The following is a 22,029-nucleotide window of genomic DNA, read 5'->3' on the forward strand; positions in this document are numbered from 1 at the left end:
GCGCCGAACCCCAGAAAAGGGGCTCTTTGTACTGATGTGTGGGTGGGTCTGCCCAGGTAGCGGAGGGGCACGTCGTTGCTGGGTCTAGGTTTCTGAGCTGTCGAGGAACAGAAACCGGATAGACGGAGAACGACGTGCCCGCTGCCAGGATATGGGGTCGGTTGCTGGGTGTGAATCCGGCGGTCGTGGAGTCGGTCGAGTTCGATGGGGCCGCGCAGGTGCTGGTGGCCGCGGTGCGGGTCCGGAGCCGGGATCGTGACCGGTGCGGGGTGTGCTCGCGGCGATGCCCGCGGTATGACGCCGGCCGAGGCCGGCGGCGATGGCGTGCACTGGACCTGGGAACTATTCAGGCGTTCGTCGAGGCGGACGCATCCCGGGTGCGGTGTCGCCAGCACGGGGTCGTGGTCAGTGCGGTGCCCTGGGCGCGGCACGGTGCTGGGCATACCCGCGCGTTCGACGACACCGTCGCCTGGCTGGCGACCGCGACGTCGAGGTCCACGGTCGCGCAGCTGATGCGGATCGCCTGGCCGACGGTCGGCTCGATCATCACCCGGGTCCGGGCCGATATCGACGCGAGGGTGGATCGCCTGGCCGGGCTGCGCAGAATCGGGGTTGATGAGATCAGCTATAAGAAGAACCATCGATATCTCACCATTGTTGTCGATCACGACACCGGCCGGCTGGTATGGGCGGCGGCGGGCAACGACAAACCGACGTTGGCCGTGTTCTTCGAGTTGCTCGGAGCCGATCGATGCGCGCAGATCACGCATGTCTCGGCGGACGCGGCCGCGTGGATCGCGCGGACCGTCGAACAGTACTGCCCGGACGCGATCCGCTGCGCTGATCCGTTCCACGTGGTCAAATGGGCCACCGATGCTCTAGACCAGGTTCGGCGCCAGGTATGGAATACCGCACGCCGCCAGCCTGGCGGAAGCCACAAAGACCGGCGTGGCCGCACCGCCTCAGCCGGTCCGGCTCAAGGCATGAAACGCGCACGATGGGCGTTGTGGAAGAACCCGGACAACCTCACCGATCATCAGCGTCACAAATTGACCTGGATCGCCAAGACCAACCCCCGGCTTTACCGCGCCTACCTGCTCAAAGAAGGCCTTCGACACGTCTTCGCCGTGGGCGGGCGGGCCGGAAAAGAAGCGCTGCAACGGTGGCTGTCCTGGGCAGTGCGCTGCCGGATACCCGAGTTCGTCAAGCTCGCCCGCACTATCCGGTCCGAGCTGCCGGCGATCCACGCGAGCTTGGATCACGGTCTGTCCAACGCGCTGATCGAATCGACCAACACCAAGATCCGGCTACTGACCCGCCTGGCCTTCGGGTTCAAACACGCCGACGCCCTGATCTCCCTCGCACTCCTCGCGCTCGGCGGCTACCGCCCCGAACTACCTGACCGCACCCACACATAGATCAACAGAGCCAGAAAAGGCTCAGCCCTCGACTTCGCGAACCGCTCACTCCCAGGATCGGCAACGACGGCCGCGGCAATGCACCGGATCTCTTCGGACAACGCGCGTACACGCTCGCGATCGCGCAGTTCGGCCGTGACTCCGAGGAGCCTCGCCATCTGCTTCATTCGCCGCGCGGGCTGTCCGAGAGACGCGATTTCACGCACTATCTCCTCGATCAGCTCACTACTCCTGCCTTCACGAGCGACGACGAGGAGCGCGTCGATCCGCTGCGAGAGATCGTCCGCTCGCCGGGCAAGCACCGTGGCGTGGGTGACTACGCCAGCGGCCAGGTGTGCCCTGATCAGGTCGAGCCGAGCTCGCCGTTGCATTGACGAATACTCCACCAATCCGAGAGCATGTTCTGCCAGTTCCAGATCGTCATTGACGAGCGCGGCCTCCGCAATCAGCGCCCAGCCCGCGGACCGCGCAGCACCGTCTTGGAACGAGCGGACCAGCTTCTCGGCCCGCTCGAAATCCCCCATGTCGGCCACTGTGCGCACCCAGTGCAGGGACTGCCGTTCGTCCCGCGGAGGGACACTGCTGCGGGCGACCGTCTCGGCGAGGACGAGGAGCCGCGTGCCGCGCTCGAAGTCCTCGGCACGCAGAGCCGCCGCCGCGACTTCGAGAACACTCTCCGCGTCCGCGGTGGCCGGCGCACAAACACGCACCAGTTCTTCGGCCCGCGCGAGGTCACCACGGACCGCCTTGGCCGCCGCGATCGCCAGTAGTGCTTCCGGATTCCGGCTGGACAACCGCTCCGCGACGCCTTCGGCTTCGGCCAGCAAGCGCGAGGCACGATCGTGATCCGGCAGTACCTGGCTCACCGCTGCGAGCCGCCTGCACAACCGAAGATCGTCCGGTGTGTCACGCGCGAGCGCCACACCGCGCTCACCTTCTTCGCGCGCGACCTCCGTGATGAGCCATTCCACCCAGGCCTCACGAGCGTCCTCGTCCCGGATCGATTGGATCAGCTGCACCGCCCGGTCGCGGTGACCGAGTGTCACCATGTCGCGTACAACGTTTCCGAACCGGTTGGTGTTCGTCCCGAATCCACGGTGCTTCCGGAGCAAGTTCTCCGCTTCGTCCAGCAACTCCTCCGAGCGGACACGTTCACCCACCTTCAGGGCCGCGACCGCTGCGGCACTCAGTGCCTCGTAACGCCAGTCGTTCGTGTCCGAAACGAGCATCTCCTCGGCCAGCCCGAAAAGCGACCGGGCAAGTTCGTGTTCTTCGCTCTCGGCCGCCTGCGCCGCGAGTGCCGCGAGCGCCTGCGCCTTCTCGGTCCGGCTCTCCACCAGATCGACGGTACGGCGGGCCCGGTCGAAGTCACCCGCCATGGCACACGCCTCGGCAAGCGCCCGGATCGGCCTCGCACTGAAGTACTGGTTCAAGCCGCCCGCGATCCGCTCCGCTCGATCCAGCAGATGCGCCGCCCGATCCGGTTGTCCTCCAGCCCGGCAAACGCGATGAGCAGCCAGGACAGCGTCGATCCGGCGCGCCGGATCGGGGATCGCCTCGATCATCGCGAGGGCACGCTCGTACTGACCCACCCTGATCCACCCTGCGGGGATGGTGTGCGGGATCCGGCTGCTGCCCCTGTGCAAGTGCGACCGGTGGACGGCGAGTCGCGTGAGAGCGATCAGATCCGGGTTCTCCGCGGCGAGGAGACAGTCCTGCGTGGCGATGATCTCGGCGAGCGATGCCCCGTCACCACCCGTTCGCGCCAGCATTCGCCGATGCCTGCCCGGGTCGGTAGCACAAGCGATCATCCGCTCGGTGAGCCCGGCTTCGGACAGCATGGCGAAGTATCCCCGGAAGAGATAGTCAGGCGTGTTCTCGGGCCATTGCTGCCGCGCATAGCGGGCCGCCCATTCGTGCAAACGAGAACGATACTCCTCAAGCTTCGGGCCCAGCATCGAACGCGCAGTGGTTTGAAGTCGTTCGTGAGCCAGCAGATACACGTCATGCCCGCCAGAGGAAACACTACCCCGGCGCGTGAAGCTCCGACCGGCGGAAGTGCCGAGATGGTTGTCGATCGCCCATTCGGACACACCGATCAGCTCTGCGAGATCCGGTGTCGACAGTCCGCCCCCCGCTGCCGTCAGGAGCCCGAGCAAGTCCTGTTCTACCCGGGAACCCCGCATCAGGTGCTGGAGGTCGCCTTCCATGACTACCCGTACCGCCTCAGCCTTCGCAGAGGGTTGCAACGGGCGGATGATCTCCGGGGCACGAAGCGGGTGGCGTTCGGCGACGTCCTTGGGCAAAGGAGGGTTCGGACGACTGGAGACGATCACCCGCATTCCGTGACGGGGCTGTTCCGGAAGCAACGCTGCGATGCTGCGTGATTCACGACCCCGGTCCTCGTCGAGTCCGTCGACGACCAACACCAACCGCTCGCCACGCACCTCACACTGCCGCGCCGCTTCGGTCAGCAGCGCCAACAGGTGCGTGTCCCTCGTGAATTCCGTCAAGTGGGAGGCCGGTGGCACCTCCATCATCGCCCACAACTGCTCCAGCACGTTGTCGACGAATGCACGCCGGTCGCTGTGTGGCCCGAAACTTGCCGTCACGAAGAACGACACCACGCGCACTCCCGACGGCGGGTTCAGAACAAAAGTCGACAGCAACGCCGACTTCCCCGACCAAGCCCGAGCACGCAACCACAGGTAGGAGGTCGCGCCATGGACACAGAACTCGGCCAGTTCGTCGAGCTCGCGGTCGCGGTCGTTCAGTTCCTTCGGTGCGATCCGTTCGACCTGCGACCGGTAACCAGTAACAACCGGAGTTCCCGAGTGCACGTACACTCCGCCGTGCACCGAACCTGCCTGAACCACCGGCCCATGGAATTCGCCCGCAGCCGCGTTCTGCTCCATCCGCCTATGATCCCGCACAACCCGCCTGTCCAGGCCGGAATCGCTCGAGGCACACCCGTTCAGCGCACCGCGTAGACGTCCAGCACCACCGCGTCCGGGCGGCGCAGCGCCGAGCTCACCGCCACCACGTGGTTCAGCCACGCGTAGTCCGGCGAGTCCTCGGCGGTTTCGAAGGTGATCGCGGTGCGGAAGCGGTACGTGGACGGCTCCGGGGACTGCCCGGCGAGCAACGCGGCCATCACCTCGGGCGGGCCGTGCCGCACGCCGCGGCTGGTGATCGACACCAGCGATCCGTCGTCGGCGCGTGCGGTGTAGCGCGCCTCGACGCGGACCCAGCCGTCGCTCTGCAGGATCTGCCAGTCCGCGCCGCCGGGCAGGACGTCCGCGGTCAGTCGCGGGCCCTCGAAGCGGCCGCCGGTGATCGGCACGATCCGGCGGCGGCCGTGGGGCGTGCCGCCGAGGTCGAGCACCTCGTCCAGCGTCACCTCCGCCCTGGCGAGGAACTCCAGCTCCGGCCGCGGTGGCTGCTGCGGGGTCACCATGACCGGGCAAACTATCAGGAATCCTGACCCAGGACAGCCGTCGCGCGGAGGACCACCTCTCGCAGGTAGCGGTGCTCCGGGTCGTCGTCGTACATCGGGTGCCACCACATCGCCTCACGCAGCGGGCCGACCTCGAACGGGCACGGCAGCACCCGCATGCCCAGCTCGGCGGGCACCGCCGCGGCCAGCCGCCGCTGCAGCAGCGCGACCCGGCCGGTGCCGCGCACCAGGCTCGGCACGGTCAGGAACGTCTCGGTCACCACCTGGACGTGCAGCTCGATGCCGAGCATCCGCATCTGCCGCGCGGCGGGCGTCGACGCGGTGGGGCCGTGGTAGGTCACCACCCACGGCATCGCCTCGAGCTGCTCGACGGTCAGCTCCTCGCCGACCTCGGCGTTGTCGCTAGAGACCAGGCAGACCCAGTCGTCGAGGTAAAGCTCGCGGTAGGGCAGGTCGGTGATGAACCCGTGCGGCATCAGCAGCAGGTCGTGGTTGACCAGCGCCTGGGCCGCCTGCTCGACCAGCGACGGGGTGTTCGCGGTGAGGCGCAGGCGCGTGCCGGGCGCCTCCGCGGCGAGCAGCGCGGCGATCTCCGAACCCAGCACCGCCACGCCGTAGTCACTGATCAGCAGCGAGAACTCCCGCGTCGAGGACGCCGGGTCGAAGTCCGGTTCGGCGGCGAAGACCCGTTCCACACCGGTGATCGCGACCCGCACGCGTTCCGTGAGCTGGACTGCCAGCGGCGTGAGCCGGTAGGAGTTGCCGACGCGGATCAGCAGGTCGTCACCGAAGTGGCGGCGCAGCTTGCCCAGGTGCGCGGACACCGCGGGCTGGCTCAGGCCCATGCTGGCGGCCGCCCGCGTCACACTGCGTTCCTGCAGCAGGGCGTGCAGCGCGACCAGCAGGTTCAGGTCCAGGCTCGCCAGGTTCACCAGCGCAGGCTACATCAGCGCGGCTGATACCACGCATCACCGATTTCGTCTTCCCTGATACCGCCGCGGTGCCCGACAGTGGTCTTCGTCGCTCGAGGAGGAACCGACGTGATCCACGACCGCACCGATCCCGAAGGCGCGATCGCCGCCGCGGCCAAGCGCTGCTCCAACTGGGGCCGCTGGGGAGCCGACGACGTGCTGGGCACCCTGAACTTCCTGGACGAGGCCAAGCGCCGCGAAGGCGCCGCCCTCGTCCGGCAGGGCAAGAGCTTCTCGCTGGCGCAGCGGTTCGAGGCGGACGGCCCGCAGAAGGGCTGGCGCCGCCGCACCAACCCGGTGCACACGATGCTCGACACCGGGCTGGACGCCGAGCGCGGCCAGGGCTTCCCGCACGGTCTCGGTGGCGCGGACGACGTCGTGTTCATGCCGCTGCAGGCTTCGACGCAGTGGGACGGGCTCGGCCACATCTTCGACCACGGCACCGCCTACAACGGCCGCCGCGCGGGTGACGTCGTGACCAGCGAGGGCGACCAGGTCACCGGCATCGAGACCACCGCGGGCCGGATCGCCGGCCGCGGGGTGCTGCTCGACGTCGGGCGCGCGATCGGCACCGACGGCGAACTGCCGGACGGGTTCGCGATCACGGTCGAGCACCTGGAGGCCACGATCGCCGCGCAGGGCGGGACCGCCCGGGTCGGCCGCGGCGACCTGCTGCTGGTGCGGACCGGCCGGCTCACCCGCGCCCGCCGCGAGGGCTGGGGCGACTACGCCGGCGGCGACGCGCCCGGCCTGTCGTTCACCACCGCGGACTGGCTGCACGGCACCGAGATCGCCGGGATCGCCACCGACACCTGGGGGTTCGAGGTGCGGCCCAACGAGTTCGACGTCGCGTTCCAGCCGCTGCACCAGGTCTGCATCCCGCACATCGGCCTGTTCCTCGGCGAGATGTGGGACCTCGACGCGCTGGCCGCCGACTGCGCCGCCGACGGGGTGTACGAGTTCTTCCTCGCCGCCGACCCGATCCCGGTGACCGGCGCGGTCGGCGCCCCGGTCGCGCCCGTCGCCGTCAAGTAGGAGTTCCCATGCCAGCCGTGAACAACGTCCTGGTGGTCGGCAGCGGCCTCGCCGGGACGGCCACCGCGATCGGTCTCGCCGCGCACGGCGTCGCCGTCGACCTGGCCGAGATCAAACCCGACATCGCCGCCATCGGCTCCGGGATCACCTTGCAGGGCAACGCCTTGCGCGAACTGCGCAACCTGGGCGTGTGGGAACGGGTGCGCGCCGAAGGCTTCGGCTTCGACAGCCTCGGCCTGCGTGCCCCCGACCCCGCGGGCACCCTGCTCGTGGAGATCCCGGACGCCCGCACCGGCGGCCCCGACCTGCCCGCCACGATGGGCATGCCGCGCCCGGCGCTGGCGCGGATCCTGCTGGACCGCGCCGCCGAAACCGGGGTGAAGACCCGCTTCGGCGTCACCGTCACCGAGCTGAACCCCGACGGCGACGTGGTGCTCTCCGACGGCTCCACCGGGCGCTACGACCTGGTGGTCGGCGCCGACGGCATCCGCTCGTCGGTCCGCCGGATGCTCGGCATCGAGCTGGAGACCCGCGCCACCGGCATGGGCATCTGGCGCGCGTTCGGCCCGCGCCCGGCGTCGGTCACGCGCACAGACCTGTTCTACGGCGGGCCGTGCTACATCGCCGGCTACTGCCCGACCGGGGAGAACTCGCTCTACGCCTACGTCGTCGAAGACGCCCAGGACCGCTCCGCGCTGACCCCGGACGAGCGGCTCGCCACGATGCGCGAGCTGGCCGCGGCCTACCACGGCCCGTGGGACGAGATCCGCGAGACGCTCACCGATCCGTCCCGGGTCAACTACACCTGGTTCGAAACCCACGTGCTGCCGCCGCCGTGGCACCGCGGGCGCGTCGTGCTCATCGGCGACGCCGCGCACTCCTGCCCGCCCACCCTCGCGCAGGGCGGCGCGCAAGCCCTCGAGGACGCCGCGGTCCTCACCGAACTGCTGCTCGCCGCGGACACGCTCGACGAAAACCTGTGGCGGGCCTTCACCGACCGCCGCTACGAGCGCGCGAAGGCCGTCGTCGACGCGTCCAACCAGCTCGGCCAGTGGCTCCTCGACCACGAACAGGGCGACGTGCCGGGCCTGATGGGCCGCGTCGCCGCACTCGTCACCCAGCCCGCCTGACCCAGGAGGACCCATGACCGACCGACTCATCACCCACCTGCGCCACGTCGACCTGGCCGTGCCGGACCTGGCCCGGCAGCAGGACTTCTTCACCGGCGCCTGGGGCCTGACCACCGAGCACACCGACTCCGGCATCGCGTTCCTGGCCGCCGAGGGATCGCCCGAGCAGTACGTGATCCGGCTGCGCCAGGCCGCCGACAAGCGCATCGACCTGATCTCGTTCGGCGCCGCCACCCCGTCCGATGTGGACACCTTGGCCGCCCGGCTGGCGTCGTCCGGCGTGAAGCTGGTGAGCGAGCCCGGCGCCATCGACACCCCCGGTGGAGGCTACGGGTTCCGGTTCTTCGACAACGAGGGCCGCACCATCGAGATCAGCGCCGACGTGGCCGTGCGCGCGCACCGCAAGATCGAGGAGGGCGAGTCCGTCCCGGTGCGGCTGTCGCACGTGGTGATCAACTCCGCCGACCCGGAGGGCACTCGCGCGTTCTACGAGAAGCACCTCGGGTTCCGGCTCTCGGACATCCTGATGCACCCGCGGATGGGCGAGATGATGTGGTTCATGCGGGTGAACTCGTGGCACCACAGCATGGCGATCGCCCGCTGCCCGCACCCGTCGCTGCACCACGTGTCGTTCGAGATGCGCGGGCTGGACGAGTACATGCGCGGCACCGGGCGGCTGCTGCGCGCCGGGGTGGAGAAGATCTGGGGGCCCGGCCGCCACCTGGCAGGCAACAACACGTTCAGCTACTTCCTCGACCCGCACGGCAACACGATGGAGTACACCACCGAGCTGGAGCTGATCGACGAGGACACCTGGCACCCGCACCTCTACGACTTCAGCGACCCCGAGGTGTCCGACCAGTGGGGCACGGCGAACGCGATGAACGAGTTCGTCGCGCAGAAGTCGTTCAACGATCCGGACAAGGGCCTGTTCGTCGCCCCGCCGGTGTGAGGAGTTCCTGATGCGTTTCGCCACCTACTCACTCGATGGCGTGGTCCGGGCCGGTGTCGTCGCCGGCGACGGCATCCACCCGCTGCCGCCCGAGGTGACGGTGCTCGACCTGGTGCGATCGGGTCTGCCCGCCGCGCTGGAGGCGGGTGCCGCCGCCCTGGGCGAACCGCCGGTGCCGCTGGACCGCGTGCGGCTGCTGCCGCCGCTGGCGCCGCCGACCGTGCGGGACTTCGTCGCGTTCGAGGAGCACGTGGAGGGCGTGGTCGCCAGCGTCTCCGGCGGATCCGGGGTCGTGCCGGAGTGGTACGAGGCGCCCACGTTCTACTTCACCAACCCGTACGCGCTGCTCGGCGCCTTCGACGACGTGCCGGTGCCGCCGGGTTCGCGGCTGTTCGACTTCGAACTGGAGGTCGCGGCCGTGGTGGGGCGGGACGGGTCGTCGCTGACGCCGGAGCAGGTGGAGATCTTCGGGTACACGGTGTTGAACGACTGGTCCGCCCGCGACCTGCAGCGGCGGGAGATGAAGGTGCAGCTCGGCCCGGCGAAGGGCAAGGACTCCGCGACGACGCTCGGGCCGTGGCTGGTGACGGCGGACGAGCTGGAGTCCTATCGCGACGGTGACGGGTTCCTGGAGCTGGACCTGCGGGTGTCGGTGAACGGCGACCTGATCGGGCAGGACCTGTTGTCCAACATGGGCTGGCCGTTCGAGGAGCTGGTCTCCTACGCCTCGCGCGGCACCTGGGTGCGGGCCGGGGACGTGCTCGGGTCCGGGACCTGCGGCAACGGCGGTTGCCTCGCCGAGCTGTGGGGCCGGGGGCGGGACGTGCCGCCGCTGAAGCCGGGGGATGTCGTGGAGATGACCGTCGAGGGCATCGGCACGATCCGGAACACCGTCGTCGCCGGGGTGGACCTGCCTCCGGTGCGGGCGGCGCGCCCCCGCCCGCGGAAGCGCACGCGATGAGGGTCGCCGGCAAGGTCGTCATCGTGACCGGCGCCGGACGGGGACAGGGCGCGGCGGAGGCGCGGCTGCTGGCCGAGGAGGGCGCGCGGGTGATCGGCGTGGACCTCGATCCGTCGCCGGCGGAACCGTTGCCCGGGGTCGAGTACGCGCGGCTGGACGTCACCGACGCCGCGGGCTGGTCCGCGCTGGTGTCCGGGTTGGACCGGGTGGACGGGCTGGTCGCCAACGCCGGGATCACCTGGCGGGCGCGGCTGGGCGAGGTCGATCCGGACGATCTGGCGCGGGTGCACGACGTGAACGTGGGCGGCGTGGTGCGGGCGATCCAGGCGGTGCTGCCGGTGATGCCCGCGGGCGGGTCGATCGTGACGGTCGGCTCGGTGGCCGCGCTGACCGGGCACTACCCCGTCGCGTACACGGCGAGCAAGTGGTCCCTGCGCGGGCTGACCCGGGCGGCGTGCCTGGAGCTGGGCGCGCGCGGGATCCGCGTCAACGCCGTGCACCCGGGCTACATCGAGACGCCGATGACCGCGTCGGCTCCGGCGGCGTTCCGGGAGGCGAACATCGCCGAGACGCCGCTGCGCCGCACCGGAACCGTGGACGAGGTCGCGCCGCTGGTGGTGTTCCTGCTCTCGGACGACGCGTCGTTCATCACGGGCGCGGAAATCCCGGTGGACGCGGGCTGACCGCGCACGGCGGCGTGAAATCGATCAGTGACACACTTCGGAAAGGCTTTTGATGTTCGAGTACTTCCCCGGCAACTACGTCTGGAACCTGGGCGTCGTCGCGACGCTGAACAGCGGCGGGCTCATCGACGAGGTCGACCGCGCCTGCCGTCCGATCAAGGAGGCCGCGCAGCGCGGTGAGGACGCCGGCACCGCCGACTTTCTGACGGCGTGGACCGCGCTCACCGACCAGCTCGTGGAGCAGGCAGAGGAAGCGGAAGCGGCCGGGCACACCCGCACCGCGCGGCAGTTGTACGCGCGGGCCACGAACTACCTGTGCCAGGCCGAGCGGATGCAGAGCGCGTCGGCGCCCGGGCGGCTGGACACCTACCGGCGGGTGCTTGCGTTGCAGGAGAAAGCGTTTGCGCCGGGCGTGTCGCGGGTCGAGATCCCGTACGAGGGCACGACGCTGCCCGCGTACTTCAGCGCGGCGCCGGTCGAGGGCCCCGCGCCGGTGATGATCATGTGGAACGGGCTGGACTCGACCAAGGAGCACATGTACTCCTCCGGGCACTGGGCGGAGCTGGCGGCGCGCGGGATCTCGTGCCTGATGGTGGACTGCCCCGGGTCGGGCGAGGCGTTGCGGCTGCAGGGCCTGACGGCGCGCGTGGACACGGAGGCGTGGGCGGCGGCGTGCGTGGACTACCTGGTGGGCCGGTCCGATGTGGACTCGTCGCGGATCGGCCTGGTCGGCTGGTCGCTGGGTGGTTATTACGCACCCCGCGCCGCGGCGTTCGAGAAGCGGCTCGCGCTGGTGGTGGCGTGGGGCGCGAACCACGACTGGGGGGCCGTGCAGAGGCGCCGCCTGGAGCGCGAGGGCGAGCGGCCGGTGCCACACTACTGGGAGCACGTGCTGTGGGTGTGGGGGCACTCCGACCTGGAGGAGTTCATCCGCTTCGCGGACGCGGTCAACCTGGACGGCGTGGTGGAAAAGATCGACGTCCCGTTCCTCATCTGCCACGGCGAGAACGACCGGCAGATCCCGCTGGCGTACGCCCACCGCTCGTACGAGCAGGCAACGGCCAGCCCACGGCGCGACCTGCGGATCTTCACCCCGGCCGAGGGCGCGACGGAGCACATCGGGCTGGACCACCTGCCGTACGTGAGCAGCTACATCGCCGACTGGGTGGCGGACGTGTTCGAGGGTCGCTGACCGGCATACTCCGGAGGTGACGGACGACGAGTGGCGGCAGCACGTGGAGGGCTGGCGACGCCTCCTGGCCGAACTGGAAGCAGAAGGCTGGCAAGCCACGCTGACCTCCCCGGCGGCCCCGGTCCAGCTCGAAGGCCGCTTGCCCGAGGGCGAGCGGTTCTACTTCCGGGCCCGCCACGCCCACGTGCTCCTCTCCGTCGGCGGCGACGATCCCGCTGATGTCGGCGCTTGGGAAGGCGAGGTTCCGTTCGAGGGCGCCAGCTACCTGGCAGCAGAAGACGGCGCTCCCGTCATCCGGCTACTGCTTGCCCGCTACCGCGCGGACAAACAGTAGCCCCGGCCCGCAGCTGGGCTTCGCGCCCGGCGGGGCGAAGCCCAGTCGTTTCCGGCCCTGCCAGTGCAGGCCTCCGCGGCGTGCGGGCCGTCCGGCCCGATCACCCGCAGGCCACCGACCAGCGCCTGGGCGGTGCCGTGAGTCGCACCTGCCGCACCTCAGCCACCGGGCATCCGGCCGCGAGAGCGGATCACCCATCTCAACCTCGCAGCTGCGCCCGCGCGTCCATCAGCGCGAAGCCCAGCAGGTTCAGCCCCGGCCAGCGCTCCGGATCCCCGGCGCGCGGGTCGTCCGCCGCGGCGCCGATACCCCAGATCGCATCGACCGGGCTGGCCTCCACCAGCACCCGCGGGCCCGTGCCCACCAGGAACCGCCCCAGGTCGGGGTTCTGGCCGAACTTCGCGACCGAACCGGCGACCACGATGTCGTACCGGGACGCCTCCCAGCGGGCCGGATCGAAGCCCGCCACCTGGCGGCCCAGCTCCTTCGCCCGCCCGGGGTGCGGGGCGCGCAGCACCTCCTCGGCCACCGCCGAGTCGCCGAACAGCAGCGCCTTGCGCCACATCATGTAGTGCTCCGCCGTGGCGAACTCGCGCCCGTCCACGGTGAACCGCGCCGGCCACCACTGGCTCAGGCACCCGCGCCCCGCGCTGCCGTCCGGCTCCGGCCGGTGACCCCAGAAGAACAGGTACTCGACTCGCTCACCCCGTCGCACCCGCTCGATCAACTCCGCTCGCACAACCGGCAGTATCGCCGATCAGAAGCCGGAGATCACCGTCTTTCCGACGGTCCGCCCGGTCTCCGTCAGCTCGTGCGCCTGCCGCAGCGTCGAAGCGTTGATCGGCTTCAGCTCGGTCGTCAGCGTGGTCCGGACCGCGCCCGCCTCGACCAGTTCGGCGACGTGCGCGAGCAGGTCGTGCTGGGCGATCAGGTCCCAGCCGTGCAGCGGCCGGGTGAACATGAGCTCCCAGTGGAAGCTGATGCTCTTCCCCTTGAGCGGCAACAACTCCAGCCCCTCCGGCTCGTCGATCGCGGTGATCGCGCCGCCGGGGCGCAGCAGCTCGGCGAACTCCTCGATTCGGCCGGCGGTGTTCGGGGAGAACACGTAGTCCACGCCGTCCGGCGCCACCTCCCGCACGCTCGCGACCAGCTCCCGGTGGTCGGCCACGTGGTGGGCGCCCAGCGAGCGCACCCAGTCCCGCGACTCCGGACGGGACGCGGTCGCCACCACGGTCAGCCCGGTCAGCGCCCGCGCCAGCTGGATCAGGATCGACCCGACCCCGCCCGCGCCGGCGAGGACCAGCAGCGTGCCGGTGCTGTCCGGGCCGGCCCGGAACCGGTCGTGCAGCGTCTCGTACGCGTGATGCTGGTCAGCGGCAGCGCCGCGGCCTGGGCGAACGACAGGCTCCGCGGCTTCGGGCCCACGATGCGCTCGTCGACGACGTGGTACTCGGCGTTCGTGCCCGGCCGGTCGATCGTGCCCGCGTAGTAGACCTCGTCGCCGGGCTGGAAGAGGGTCACCTCGGCGCCGGTCGCGGTCACCACGCCGGCCGCGTCGAAGCCGAGCACCCGCGGCTCGCCGCCCGGGTCGGAGCCGGCGCGCACCTTCGTGTCGACGGGGTTGACCGACACCGCCTCGACGCGCACCAGGAGGTCGTGCGGCCCCGACTCCCGGACCGGCAGCTCGACGTCCTCGAGAGCGGCGGGATCGGTGATGGGGAGGGGCTTGCGGTAGGCCACCGCGCGCATGGTCGTCATGGCGGCGACGGTAGTAGGAAGGTAGTAGTTACCTGCAAGGCGCACAAGTTCCCATCGGATACCATCGCAGCGTGCAGACTTGTGGTCCGAAGGACGTCTACGCCGCCGCGTGCCCGTGCCGGGACATGCTCGACCTGCTGGCGAACAAGTGGAGCGCGCTCGTGCTGGGCGCGCTGGAGGGCGGCCCGCAGCGGTTCGGCGCGTTGCGGGCGCGGCTGCAGGGCATCAGCCCGAAGGTGCTGACCCAGACGCTGCGCAAGCTCGAGTCGCACGCGCTGATCGAGCGCGAGGTGTTCCCAGAAGTGCCGCTGCGGGTGGAGTACCGGCTGACCCAGCTCGGCGCCGACGCGGCCGTCCCGCTGGCCGCGCTGCGCACCTGGGTGGAAGCCAACATCGACCGCTTTCCGCAGCCCGCCTGAGAAACTCGCGCTTGACCTCCAGCTCACTTCAGCTTCTAGCGTCGTCGGCATGACGGATGTGACGGCGACCGCGGTGCGGATACTGCCCAGGACACTCCTGCTCACGCTGCTCGGCGTCAGCACGATGACCATCATGGCCAGCGCCACCATCACGCCCGCCCTGCCGGGCATGGAACACCACTTCGCGGGTACGCCGCACGCCGCGCTGCTGGTCCGGCTCGTCCTCACCCTGCCCGGCCTCGCGATCATGCTCGCCGCGCCGGTGCTCGCCCGGCTGAGCGGCCGGGCCGGGCGGGTCCGGGTGCTCGTGGCCGGCCTCGCTCTCTACATCACCGGTGGCGGGTCGGGCCTGGTGCTCGACTGGCTGCCCGGTCTGCTGGCCGGGCGCGCGGTGCTCGGCGTCGGCATCGCGGCGATCATGGTCACCTCGACCGCCCTGCTCGCCGACCACTACCCCGCCACCGAGCACGGCCGAGTGCTGGGCCTGCAGGGTGCCGCGATGGGGTTCGGCGGTGTCGTCGCCCTGCTGCTCGGCGGGGTCCTGGCCGACCTGAGCTGGCGCGGGCCGTTCGCGGTCTACCTGCTCGCCCTGCCGATGCTCGTGCTCGTCCTCCGGTTCGTGCCCGAGGCGCCGACGACCGCGCCGTCTCCGGACGGTCCACAACGGACACCGCGGCTGTTCGGCCTGTACGCGCTGATGTTCCTCGGCGTCGTCGTCTTCTACACCGTCCCCACGCAGGCCCCGTTCTGGCTGGGTGAGATCACCGGCACCGGCCCGGTCGTGGTGGGCGTGCTGATCGCCGCGATGAACCTGGTCATGACGCTGGTCGGCCTGAACTTCCGGCGGCTGCGCGCCCGCTGGGACTTCCGGGTCCTCGCCGCGGCGATCTTCGCCGCCTACGCGGCCGGCCTGGTCGTCGTCGGCCTCGCCGGCGGGATCTGGATGGCGGCGATCGGCATGCTCATCACCGGCATCGGCATCGGCCTGCAGAACCCGGTGATGAACGGCTGGGTGGTCGCCTCGGTGGACCCCGCGGCCCGCACCCGCGCGCTCGGGATTCTCACCTCGGCGCTGTTCCTCGGCCAGTTCGCCTCGCCGCTGATCGCGCAACCGGTGGTCGACGGCGTCGGGCTCGGGAACACCTTCGTGCTCGCCGGCGCGCTCGGCCTGGTGATTTCCGTGGTGCTGGTTTTCCGGCGCGGCAGGGCAACCTCGGATTCCCCGGCGGCGTAAGGAGCTTCGTAAGCCCACCGACAGGGAGGAAAGGGCATGCGCGTCAAGGGAATCATCATGGGGGCGGCGACCGGGGCGGTCGGGCTGGAGATGTTCGCGACGCCCGCCGCGTCCGCGTCCGGCCCGGTGGACTGCGACCCGAACCCGGGTTCGACCGGCTCGTGCGGGTGGATCAACGTGGAGCCGGACGTGGTCCACCGCGGCGACGTGGTGGACGTGGAGGCCAGGTGCCTGAACGCGGAGGCCTACCCGGTGTCGGACGTGCTGCTGAACTTCACCCCGACCGCCGAGCCCACCCACTGGTCGGCAACGGTCTCCCGCAAGGCGAGGCCCGGCGAGCACACCGCAACGATCACGTGCCCGGAAAACACCTACACGACAACGTTCTTGGTGGTCCGATAAGGACGGACGCGAGGCCGCCGGACGGTTCCGCCTCACGATCCGGACCGTTCGGCGGATCACCTTAGTGGCTTGTAGCCGACTCCGGCAAGGCTTCCTCGACGAGCACGCTGGTCGTGAAGTGCGCGGGGGATGCTCGACCGCCAATCGGCCGCCGGAACCAGGCCCGGCGGAACGAGTTCGAGCCCCCGGAAGAACTCCGATATCTGCCCGGCCGTCCTCGGGATCACCGTGGCCGAATCCCGCGTGTAACGCCGGACCAGTTCGGCGCGGTCATCGGGACTGGCCGACGCGTCGTCGACCACTCCGTGCGAGATGACGAGGTAGCTGCCCGGCGCCAAGGCCTCAACCCAGTCGTGGACCGGTGACGCGGGCTGGTCGATGAAATGCAGTACCGCGTTCATGAGCAACGCGGTGGGCTCCGCGAGGTTCAGCGGCCCATCCAGCCGCCGGAGCACCTCCGCCGGGCGACGAAGGTCACCGGAAATCACCTGAGCCTTCGCGTAACCGCTGGTCAGGCCGGACAGCGCGTCGACGACGTCCGGGTCGTTGTCGACGTACACGACGCGTGCGCCGGAGGCGAGTTCGTGGACATTGCCCCCAGGCGTCGGGTAGCCGGCGCCGACATCGAGGAACTGACGGATCCCCTGCTCGTGGCAGAACCTGACCGCCCGTTTGAGGAACTCGCGGCTGAGCTGCGCCCACTCCACGATGAAGGGAATCAACGGGTAGACCGTCTCCTCGGCGAATGCCTGTTCCACGTCGCCGTAGTGCCTTCCGCCGAGGTAGAGGCTGTAGAGCCGGGGGGCACTGGGTCTCTGCGCGTCCGAGGTCAAGGTGGGGCTGCTCCTTCGCTCGCCATGATGGCTGCGGCCAAGTGGGCCGTGTCGTTGTGGGTGACCTGCACCCAGCGATGGTGTCGCTCCCGGATCCCGGGGACGAGGGGCTGCCGCTCCCAGCGGGTGATGCCAGTCGGAGTGACCTCGAACCCGGCGTGCACCCGTGCCTCTGGCGGCAACCGGAGAAAGAGATGAGCCGCTGTGGTGACGGTTTCCCCATGCCCGATGACGAGGATCCGCTCTCCCCGATGCCGATCGAGCAGCCGGGTGAGCCCTGCGGTGACGCGGACGAGATAGTCCTTCCACGTCTCCGCTCCCGGCGCGACGGCGATGTCCAGCCCGTCCTCGGGCCCCGCGCGGACCTCGGAGAGCACTTCCCGCCAAGGACGGCCGTCGGCCTCGCCGTAGTCGGGATCGCGCAGGTCGTCGGAGACGGTGAGTGGGAGGCCGAGCCGCGCTGAGACGACTTCCGCGGTCTCCGCGACGCGCCGCACCGAAGTGGCGTACAGCGCGGCGAACGGCTTGACGTCGTGCTCCTGCGCGAGCGCAGCGGCCAGCCGGGCGGCTTGCCACCGGCCCAGCTCGGTCAGTCCGGTACATCCGCGGGGGCCTCCGACGATCCCCTCCCGGCCGCACCGGGACTCCCCATGGCGCGCGATAACCAAACCAGTGCTCTCCATCCTGGCCCTCCCGCCGGATTCCGCAGCCTTGACGAACCGCCCTGCGTGGCGTACGCGCAGGGCAATACCGCTTCGGCCACACCCGGAATGGCAACGGGACGGGCACAATGTGTTCGGCAACGCCGCGTCGTACGGCGCTGCCGAGCAAAACGGTAAATACCGTCCGTCATCCCGTCTAGGCCTGGTTGGGTGGATCAGTTTTCACCACGCCTCACATTTGGTTAACCTCTCGTCCGAGGTTCCGAATCGATCGGCACCTGACCGGACGAAGGTCGGTGAAGAACGTGAACGCCGCTCGGCGACAGCCGGGGACCGCGGAAGGAAACTGGGTACTGGTCGACACCCGGCCCGACGACCCTCAGCGCGACAGGCACCGCGGGCGCAAGGTCGGACTCCTCCTCGCCGTGGGCCAGGCGAGCTACCACGGAGTCGCACCGCGGAACGCACTCGACCACCGCCTCGCCCAGCATCTACTCAGGTACCGGCTGGAGCAGGCCGTGCGTGAGGGGAACCGGGTCGAAGCGGACCGGGTGATCTACGCGGGCCGCGAGTGGAAAGTCCGCGTCCTGCCTATCACTTCACCCATCACCGGAACGGTGGTTGCGGCTGTGGGGTGCTACATCGACGCCGCCACGGACTGGGCAACGGTGCCGCCCCCGCTCGTGGGCAGTTGGGAGTGGCGGATCACCGAAGCGGGAGCCGATCACGAGAACACGATCGCATGGACCGACGAGCTGTTCGAGCTGTACGGCTTGGCGCCACCGGAGGAGGAATCCCAGCCGGGCACGCCGAGGGAGCCCGCGGTTCGTCGGCGCTTTCCACACGGCCGCTGGTGGGACGGCACCTACTTCCTGAACAACCTGGTGATGGACTCGTGGCGCCCCGCGGTGCAGGAGTTCCGGGACCGGCTTCTGCACGACAGCGGCGGTGGTCTGCACCTCTGCAGCTTCAAGGCCCAGCACCGGGTGACCGGTCAACCGGTCGCGCTTCGCCTGGCCGGCCGGGCGGCTGCCGGCATGCCGGGGTGGTTCCACGGCATCGTCACCATGGACGTCGGTGCGCGCAAGAACGCGACCTTTCCGACACCTCGACCACTGGCCCAGGCCTTTCTCGAAGCGTCCCGCGATCCGCTGATCGTCGTGGATCGGATGCTGGAGGAGCTGGACTCCGCGAACTCGCACTTCGACGGGTTGAACCTCGCGGTGCCGACCGACCACCACGTGCGCAAACTGGTACACCCGTTCGACGTACCCGCCCTGACCAAGCTCCTGAGGGAAGCCGGAGCAGCACCGGAACGCCCGGTGGGTCCGCAACGGCTGCGCCTCGCCACGTTGTCCGCGGACGTGTGGCGCGAATTCGAGATCCTGGCCGTCGGCGACGCACCCACCAGCGGAGGCGAGGTTCGTTACGTCGTGTGCCGGATCAGCGAGCCCTCGTGATGGGCTAGACGAGTATTGCGTAATTCGAGGTGGTAGCCGAAGACGGACCAACGGTGTTCAAGATCAAATAGGTCACCCTGGCCGTGGCCCATGCGCTGCAGGGGTTCACCTCGGACGCCCGGTGGCTGCGGTTCCTGCCTACCCGGATACTGGTGTCTTCCGGAGCCCGCCCGGCCAGTCCGGCGACAAACGTCGTCCGCGCAATGCGTTACCACCGATCGAGCAGGTCATGCGCTGGTTGGCGACGGACACCGCCCTGTGGACCGGCAACACCTGGATCGTTGGCTCTACCCCGGTCGAATGCGGACACTCTCTGCCCACCGTGAAGCACAGCTCATCGAGTCGGTCAACGACACACTCAACGGCCAGTTGGCCTGGAACGGCACGGGGAGCCCACCACCGAGGGCGTCGGCGTCCGCATCGCCCAACGTCTCCTGAGCCTGACCGCGGCGATCTGGCACAACCGCACCACCGGCCAACCCGTCACCTGATCCCTAACCGCCTACGACCATGACACAGTTACGCACTACTCGTCCAGGTATCCACGCGAGCCACAGCACCGCGCATCGTGCGCTTGGCCCAGTCGGTGTGCCTGACGTGGTTTCCCGGCTCGGGCAGGCAGTCCGGGAGGTACGTGACCGGGGTGACCAGTGTCATCCCGTCGAAGAACCGCTCGACCTGCGACACGTTGCGCAACACGAACGGAGTGCCGATATCCCGTTCGTACACTTGCGAAAGCGCAATGAAAGGCGCGAGAGCTTCCGAGGGGAGATCTTCACCGCAGCCCAGGGAAAGCGCGAAGCAGCTGCCGGGCGCCAACCGGTCGGTGTACTGCCTCACCACGTCGTAGAGGTCCTCACCGTCGCGAAGTTGCACGAACGACAGAACGCACAACATGCCCAGCCAGACCGGCTCACTGAAATCCAGCTGGGCGCGCACCGCTCTGTCGTCGAAGATCATCTCGGGTTCACGGAGGTCGGCGTGCACCACCGCGGTGTTCGCGTTCCCCGCGAGCAACCGCCGGTACTCCTGCACCGGCGCCTGTTCGTAGTCGACGTAGACGACCCGCGCGTCGGGCTGGCCCGGCTGCGCGACCTCGTGCACGTTGCCCCAACGGGGAAATCCACAGCCCAGTTCGAGGAACTGGCGGACACCCGATTTCAACGCGTACCGCACGGACCGGACGAGGAACTGGCGGTTGAACCGCGCGACGTTCTCCGGGACGTCGCGGTGCTCCGGCGGAAATTCCGCCAGCATCCGGCGAGCCGCTTCCCGGTCGTGCTCGGTGAGGCCGCTACCCCCCAGCTGCACGTCGTAGACACCGCCACAGGTCGCCCGGTCCACAGTGTGGCGAGGACCGTAGACGATCTCGGTCACGTCGCCGTCCGGATCAGTCGCCATCGGCTCCCCCGATCCCCCGTTGGTTGTGGAACATCAACTTGTACCTGTCAAATCGGCGGCCGAACAGGCGGAAGAGAATCGGCTTCCCGCGCCACCTCGACACGGGACCGCTCCTGACGGCCGGGTCAGCCGTGCCACGGGCCGGAACCTCGGTGATTCGCGCGGTCACCGGTGCTCACCTCCCTTCGTAGCCGGGTCAGCCGTGCCGTCAGCCCGGCGATCAAGAACTCCAGCCCATCGCCCCGGGACAGGCAGGTCTCTACCAGTACCGCATGCGCGGCGAGCTCGCTCTCCGCGGCGAAGCCGGCCCGGTCCAGTTCCGCGACCACGGCCTCCAGCAGCGGCGCGGCCGGCCCGCTGCCGGTGGCCACCGCCCGTCCGACGCCCGGGTACCGGGCGACCGTCTCGCGCATCCGGGCGGCGAGCAGGCGGATCCAGTCCGCCCACGCGCCGCCGTCGGGGAGGCTGATCGCGGCGCACACCTCCGCCACGACGGCCGCCTCCACGTCCGCCCGGTTGCCCACGTGGTAGCGGATCACGTTGGCCCGCGCGCCGACCGCGGCCGCGAGGTCGCGCATCGTCCAGCCGGACAGGCCCCGCCGCCGGGTCAGGTCCAGTGCGGCCGTGACGACCACCGAACGCGTGATCGGCGCGCGCTCACGGACGGGCGTCGACATCCCGGACCTCGATGCCGCTCTCGCTGTACCGGACCTCGATCTCCGCACCGCCGCGGGTGCGGAAATCGATGCGCGGGCGGAGCCGCGGGGGGCCGAACTCGAACTGGTGCCGCCCGCTGTGCCCGGCGGGGAACGCGCAGAGCGGCGGGTGCTCGGCGTCCGGGTCGAGAACCGCCTGCAGCAGCGCGGGGCCGCCCCGCCGCGGCGGCGGGATCAGGCACTGCGGCCGGATCACGACGTCCCGGCCGCGGTCGTCCCACAGCACCCAGTGGTGCTCGTCGCCGGCGATCTGCACCCGGGCGCAGTGCCGCCGGTCGGCGCCGCCGTGACCGGGTTCGAGGACGCACTCGGCGTCCATCCTCGGCACGAGCCGCGCGCCGGGCACGGCGGCCAGCTCGCGCAACGCCTCCTCCGGCAGGGTCGTGACCGCCCCGCAGACCCCGGGGCTCTCGTAGTGGCGCAACACGTCCTGCGTCGGCCGGAGCAGCCGCTGGTCCCGCAGGTCGGCCACGTGCAGACCGGCCCAGAGCCGCAGACCCGCGTGCTCCTGCTGCCCGGGCCGCCAGCGCACACGCCCCAGCTGCTCGGGGGCGACGAGCGCGAACCGGGCGATCCGGCGCAGGTCCCACAGGACGCTGGTGAGGACGGCGGGCCCCAGTTCGCGCCAGTCCCGCTCCACCCGCAGGTCCCGCACCACCACCGCGCGCGGCGGACCGGCGGTGACCTGGGCGTCCAGGGCGCCGGTCAACGTGGCGGTCGCGAGGTCGACGTGCTCGGACAGAAAGGCGCGCACCGCGTCGGCGAGACCGTTGAACAACGCGACGTCGATCTGCCCGAGTGTGCGCTCGGCGAGGTCCACGACGGCGTACTCCACGTGGCCCACCTCGTCCCCGAACGCCAGGCACGCGGACGAGGTCCACAGCTCGACGCAGTCGTCCAGCAGGGATGGTGTGGTCCACCAGTAGTAGCGACGGACGTGGCTGATCTCGAGTGCGACGAGGTCGCGCACGGAGTGGACGAAGCCCGATGTCACAGCAGGATCCCGTTCGA

The 22,029-nt window shown here is 70.0% G+C and carries 23 protein-coding genes and 1 pseudogene; 13 read left to right on the forward strand and 11 right to left on the reverse strand.

Annotated features, from left to right (window positions below; translation table 11 throughout):
• The first annotated feature begins 134 nt into the window (after positions 1 to 134).
• Positions 135 to 1,418 (forward strand): ISL3 family transposase, encoded by a 1,284-nt coding sequence (locus L1857_RS29380; RefSeq protein WP_249466930.1) that lies wholly within the window; start codon positions 135 to 137, stop codon positions 1,416 to 1,418.
• Here L1857_RS29380 and L1857_RS29385 read toward each other — a convergent pair.
• Genes L1857_RS29385 through L1857_RS29395 form a run of 3 tightly spaced genes read right to left on the reverse strand, consistent with a single transcriptional unit; the run spans position 1,382 to position 5,807 of the window.
• Positions 1,382 to 4,333 (reverse strand): P-loop domain-containing protein, encoded by a 2,952-nt coding sequence (locus L1857_RS29385; RefSeq protein ID WP_116111742.1) that lies wholly within the window; start codon positions 4,331 to 4,333, stop codon positions 1,382 to 1,384. The two genes, L1857_RS29380 and L1857_RS29385, sit on opposite strands and share 37 nt — an antisense overlap.
• A 59-nt stretch (positions 4,334 to 4,392) precedes the next feature.
• On the reverse strand, positions 4,393 to 4,875 hold the full coding sequence (locus L1857_RS29390) for a DUF3237 domain-containing protein (RefSeq protein ID WP_094004158.1): 483 nt from the start codon (positions 4,873 to 4,875) through the stop codon (positions 4,393 to 4,395).
• Positions 4,876 to 4,889: 14 nt separating this feature from the next.
• Complete coding sequence (locus tag L1857_RS29395) at positions 4,890 to 5,807, reverse strand: LysR family transcriptional regulator (protein ID WP_116111741.1); 918 nt, start codon at positions 5,805 to 5,807, stop codon at positions 4,890 to 4,892.
• Positions 5,808 to 5,915: 108 nt separating this feature from the next.
• Between L1857_RS29395 and L1857_RS29400 the strand changes: the two genes are divergently transcribed.
• From L1857_RS29400 to L1857_RS29430, 7 genes are read left to right on the forward strand one after another with little or no spacing between them, the layout of a single operon-like run.
• A complete protein-coding gene (locus tag L1857_RS29400; RefSeq protein WP_116111740.1) occupies positions 5,916 to 6,881 on the forward strand; it encodes a cyclase family protein in 966 nt (321 codons plus the stop codon).
• Positions 6,882 to 6,889: 8 nt separating this feature from the next.
• A complete protein-coding gene (locus L1857_RS29405) occupies positions 6,890 to 8,011 on the forward strand; it encodes an FAD-dependent oxidoreductase (RefSeq protein ID WP_094004155.1) in 1,122 nt (373 codons plus the stop codon).
• Positions 8,012 to 8,024: 13 nt separating this feature from the next.
• Entirely contained in the window at positions 8,025 to 8,963 is a 939-nt protein-coding gene (locus L1857_RS29410; protein WP_094004154.1) for a VOC family protein, read from the forward strand.
• Positions 8,964 to 8,973: 10 nt separating this feature from the next.
• Complete coding sequence (locus L1857_RS29415) at positions 8,974 to 9,924, forward strand: fumarylacetoacetate hydrolase family protein (RefSeq protein WP_116111739.1); 951 nt, start codon at positions 8,974 to 8,976, stop codon at positions 9,922 to 9,924.
• Entirely contained in the window at positions 9,921 to 10,607 is a 687-nt protein-coding gene (locus L1857_RS29420) for an SDR family NAD(P)-dependent oxidoreductase (RefSeq protein ID WP_240323291.1), read from the forward strand. Before L1857_RS29415 ends, L1857_RS29420 begins: the two co-directional genes overlap by 4 nt.
• A gap of 52 nt (positions 10,608 to 10,659) precedes the next feature.
• Positions 10,660 to 11,799, forward strand: a complete 1,140-nt coding sequence (locus L1857_RS29425; protein ID WP_116111738.1) for an alpha/beta hydrolase family protein — start codon at positions 10,660 to 10,662, stop codon at positions 11,797 to 11,799.
• A gap of 16 nt (positions 11,800 to 11,815) precedes the next feature.
• Complete coding sequence (locus L1857_RS29430) at positions 11,816 to 12,133, forward strand: hypothetical protein (RefSeq protein ID WP_094004150.1); 318 nt, start codon at positions 11,816 to 11,818, stop codon at positions 12,131 to 12,133.
• 199 nt (positions 12,134 to 12,332) lie between these two features.
• Here the strand turns inward: L1857_RS29430 and ybiA are convergent, their stop codons facing one another.
• The 3 genes from ybiA to L1857_RS29445 are packed head-to-tail and all read right to left on the reverse strand — an operon-like array spanning position 12,333 to position 13,891.
• On the reverse strand, positions 12,333 to 12,872 hold the full coding sequence (gene ybiA, locus L1857_RS29435) for a riboflavin biosynthesis intermediates N-glycosidase (protein WP_094004149.1): 540 nt from the start codon (positions 12,870 to 12,872) through the stop codon (positions 12,333 to 12,335).
• 18 nt (positions 12,873 to 12,890) lie between these two features.
• Positions 12,891 to 13,361 carry a zinc-binding dehydrogenase gene (locus L1857_RS29440; RefSeq protein WP_240323290.1) on the reverse strand — a complete coding sequence of 157 codons (471 nt, stop codon included), beginning with the start codon at positions 13,359 to 13,361 and terminating at the stop codon, positions 12,891 to 12,893.
• Positions 13,362 to 13,396: 35 nt separating this feature from the next.
• Positions 13,397 to 13,891, reverse strand: a complete 495-nt coding sequence (locus L1857_RS29445; RefSeq protein WP_249466933.1) for an alcohol dehydrogenase catalytic domain-containing protein — start codon at positions 13,889 to 13,891, stop codon at positions 13,397 to 13,399.
• 71 nt (positions 13,892 to 13,962) lie between these two features.
• Here L1857_RS29445 and L1857_RS29450 point away from each other — a divergent pair, with 71 nt between their 5' ends.
• The 3 genes from L1857_RS29450 to L1857_RS29460 are packed head-to-tail and all read left to right on the forward strand — an operon-like array spanning position 13,963 to position 15,946.
• Positions 13,963 to 14,310, forward strand: coding sequence for a winged helix-turn-helix transcriptional regulator (locus L1857_RS29450; protein ID WP_233157116.1), 348 nt, complete (start codon positions 13,963 to 13,965; stop codon positions 14,308 to 14,310).
• Positions 14,311 to 14,359: 49 nt separating this feature from the next.
• Complete coding sequence (locus L1857_RS29455) at positions 14,360 to 15,544, forward strand: MFS transporter (protein ID WP_249466937.1); 1,185 nt, start codon at positions 14,360 to 14,362, stop codon at positions 15,542 to 15,544.
• Between the two features lie 36 nt (positions 15,545 to 15,580).
• On the forward strand, positions 15,581 to 15,946 hold the full coding sequence (locus tag L1857_RS29460) for a hypothetical protein (protein ID WP_116111736.1): 366 nt from the start codon (positions 15,581 to 15,583) through the stop codon (positions 15,944 to 15,946).
• 56 nt (positions 15,947 to 16,002) lie between these two features.
• Here the strand turns inward: L1857_RS29460 and L1857_RS29465 are convergent, their stop codons facing one another.
• Together L1857_RS29465 and L1857_RS29470 are read right to left on the reverse strand one after the other, a co-directional pair.
• The gene (locus L1857_RS29465) at positions 16,003 to 16,779 is read right to left on the reverse strand and encodes an SAM-dependent methyltransferase (protein WP_158224397.1); all 777 of its coding nucleotides are present in this window, start codon (positions 16,777 to 16,779) and stop codon (positions 16,003 to 16,005) included.
• The gene (locus L1857_RS29470) at positions 16,776 to 17,462 is read right to left on the reverse strand and encodes a histidine phosphatase family protein (RefSeq protein ID WP_094004144.1); all 687 of its coding nucleotides are present in this window, start codon (positions 17,460 to 17,462) and stop codon (positions 16,776 to 16,778) included. Before L1857_RS29470 ends, L1857_RS29465 begins: the two co-directional genes overlap by 4 nt.
• Positions 17,463 to 17,737: 275 nt before the next feature.
• Between L1857_RS29470 and L1857_RS29475 the strand changes: the two genes are divergently transcribed.
• Both L1857_RS29475 and L1857_RS35815 read left to right on the forward strand, forming a co-directional pair.
• Entirely contained in the window at positions 17,738 to 18,901 is a 1,164-nt protein-coding gene (locus L1857_RS29475) for a hypothetical protein (protein ID WP_094004143.1), read from the forward strand.
• 71 nt (positions 18,902 to 18,972) lie between these two features.
• Positions 18,973 to 19,392, forward strand: a pseudogene (locus L1857_RS35815) (IS982 family transposase); the annotation flags it as partial.
• Positions 19,393 to 19,420: 28 nt separating this feature from the next.
• On the opposite strand, the gene L1857_RS29480 reads toward L1857_RS35815, so the two are convergent.
• The 3 genes from L1857_RS29480 to L1857_RS29490 all read right to left on the reverse strand — a co-directional run bounded on the left by L1857_RS29480 (position 19,421) and on the right by L1857_RS29490 (position 22,012).
• Complete coding sequence (locus L1857_RS29480; protein ID WP_158224396.1) at positions 19,421 to 20,278, reverse strand: SAM-dependent methyltransferase; 858 nt, start codon at positions 20,276 to 20,278, stop codon at positions 19,421 to 19,423.
• Between the two features lie 149 nt (positions 20,279 to 20,427).
• Complete coding sequence (locus L1857_RS29485; protein WP_094004141.1) at positions 20,428 to 20,979, reverse strand: TetR/AcrR family transcriptional regulator; 552 nt, start codon at positions 20,977 to 20,979, stop codon at positions 20,428 to 20,430.
• Positions 20,960 to 22,012: a hypothetical protein gene (locus L1857_RS29490; RefSeq protein ID WP_094004140.1), complete on the reverse strand. Its 1,053-nt coding sequence runs from the start codon at positions 22,010 to 22,012 to the stop codon at positions 20,960 to 20,962. Before L1857_RS29490 ends, L1857_RS29485 begins: the two co-directional genes overlap by 20 nt.
• Positions 22,013 to 22,029: the final 17 nt, after the last annotated feature.

Source organism: Amycolatopsis thermalba (genome assembly GCF_023376025.1).
GTDB lineage: Bacteria > Actinomycetota > Actinomycetes > Mycobacteriales > Pseudonocardiaceae > Amycolatopsis_E > Amycolatopsis_E thermalba.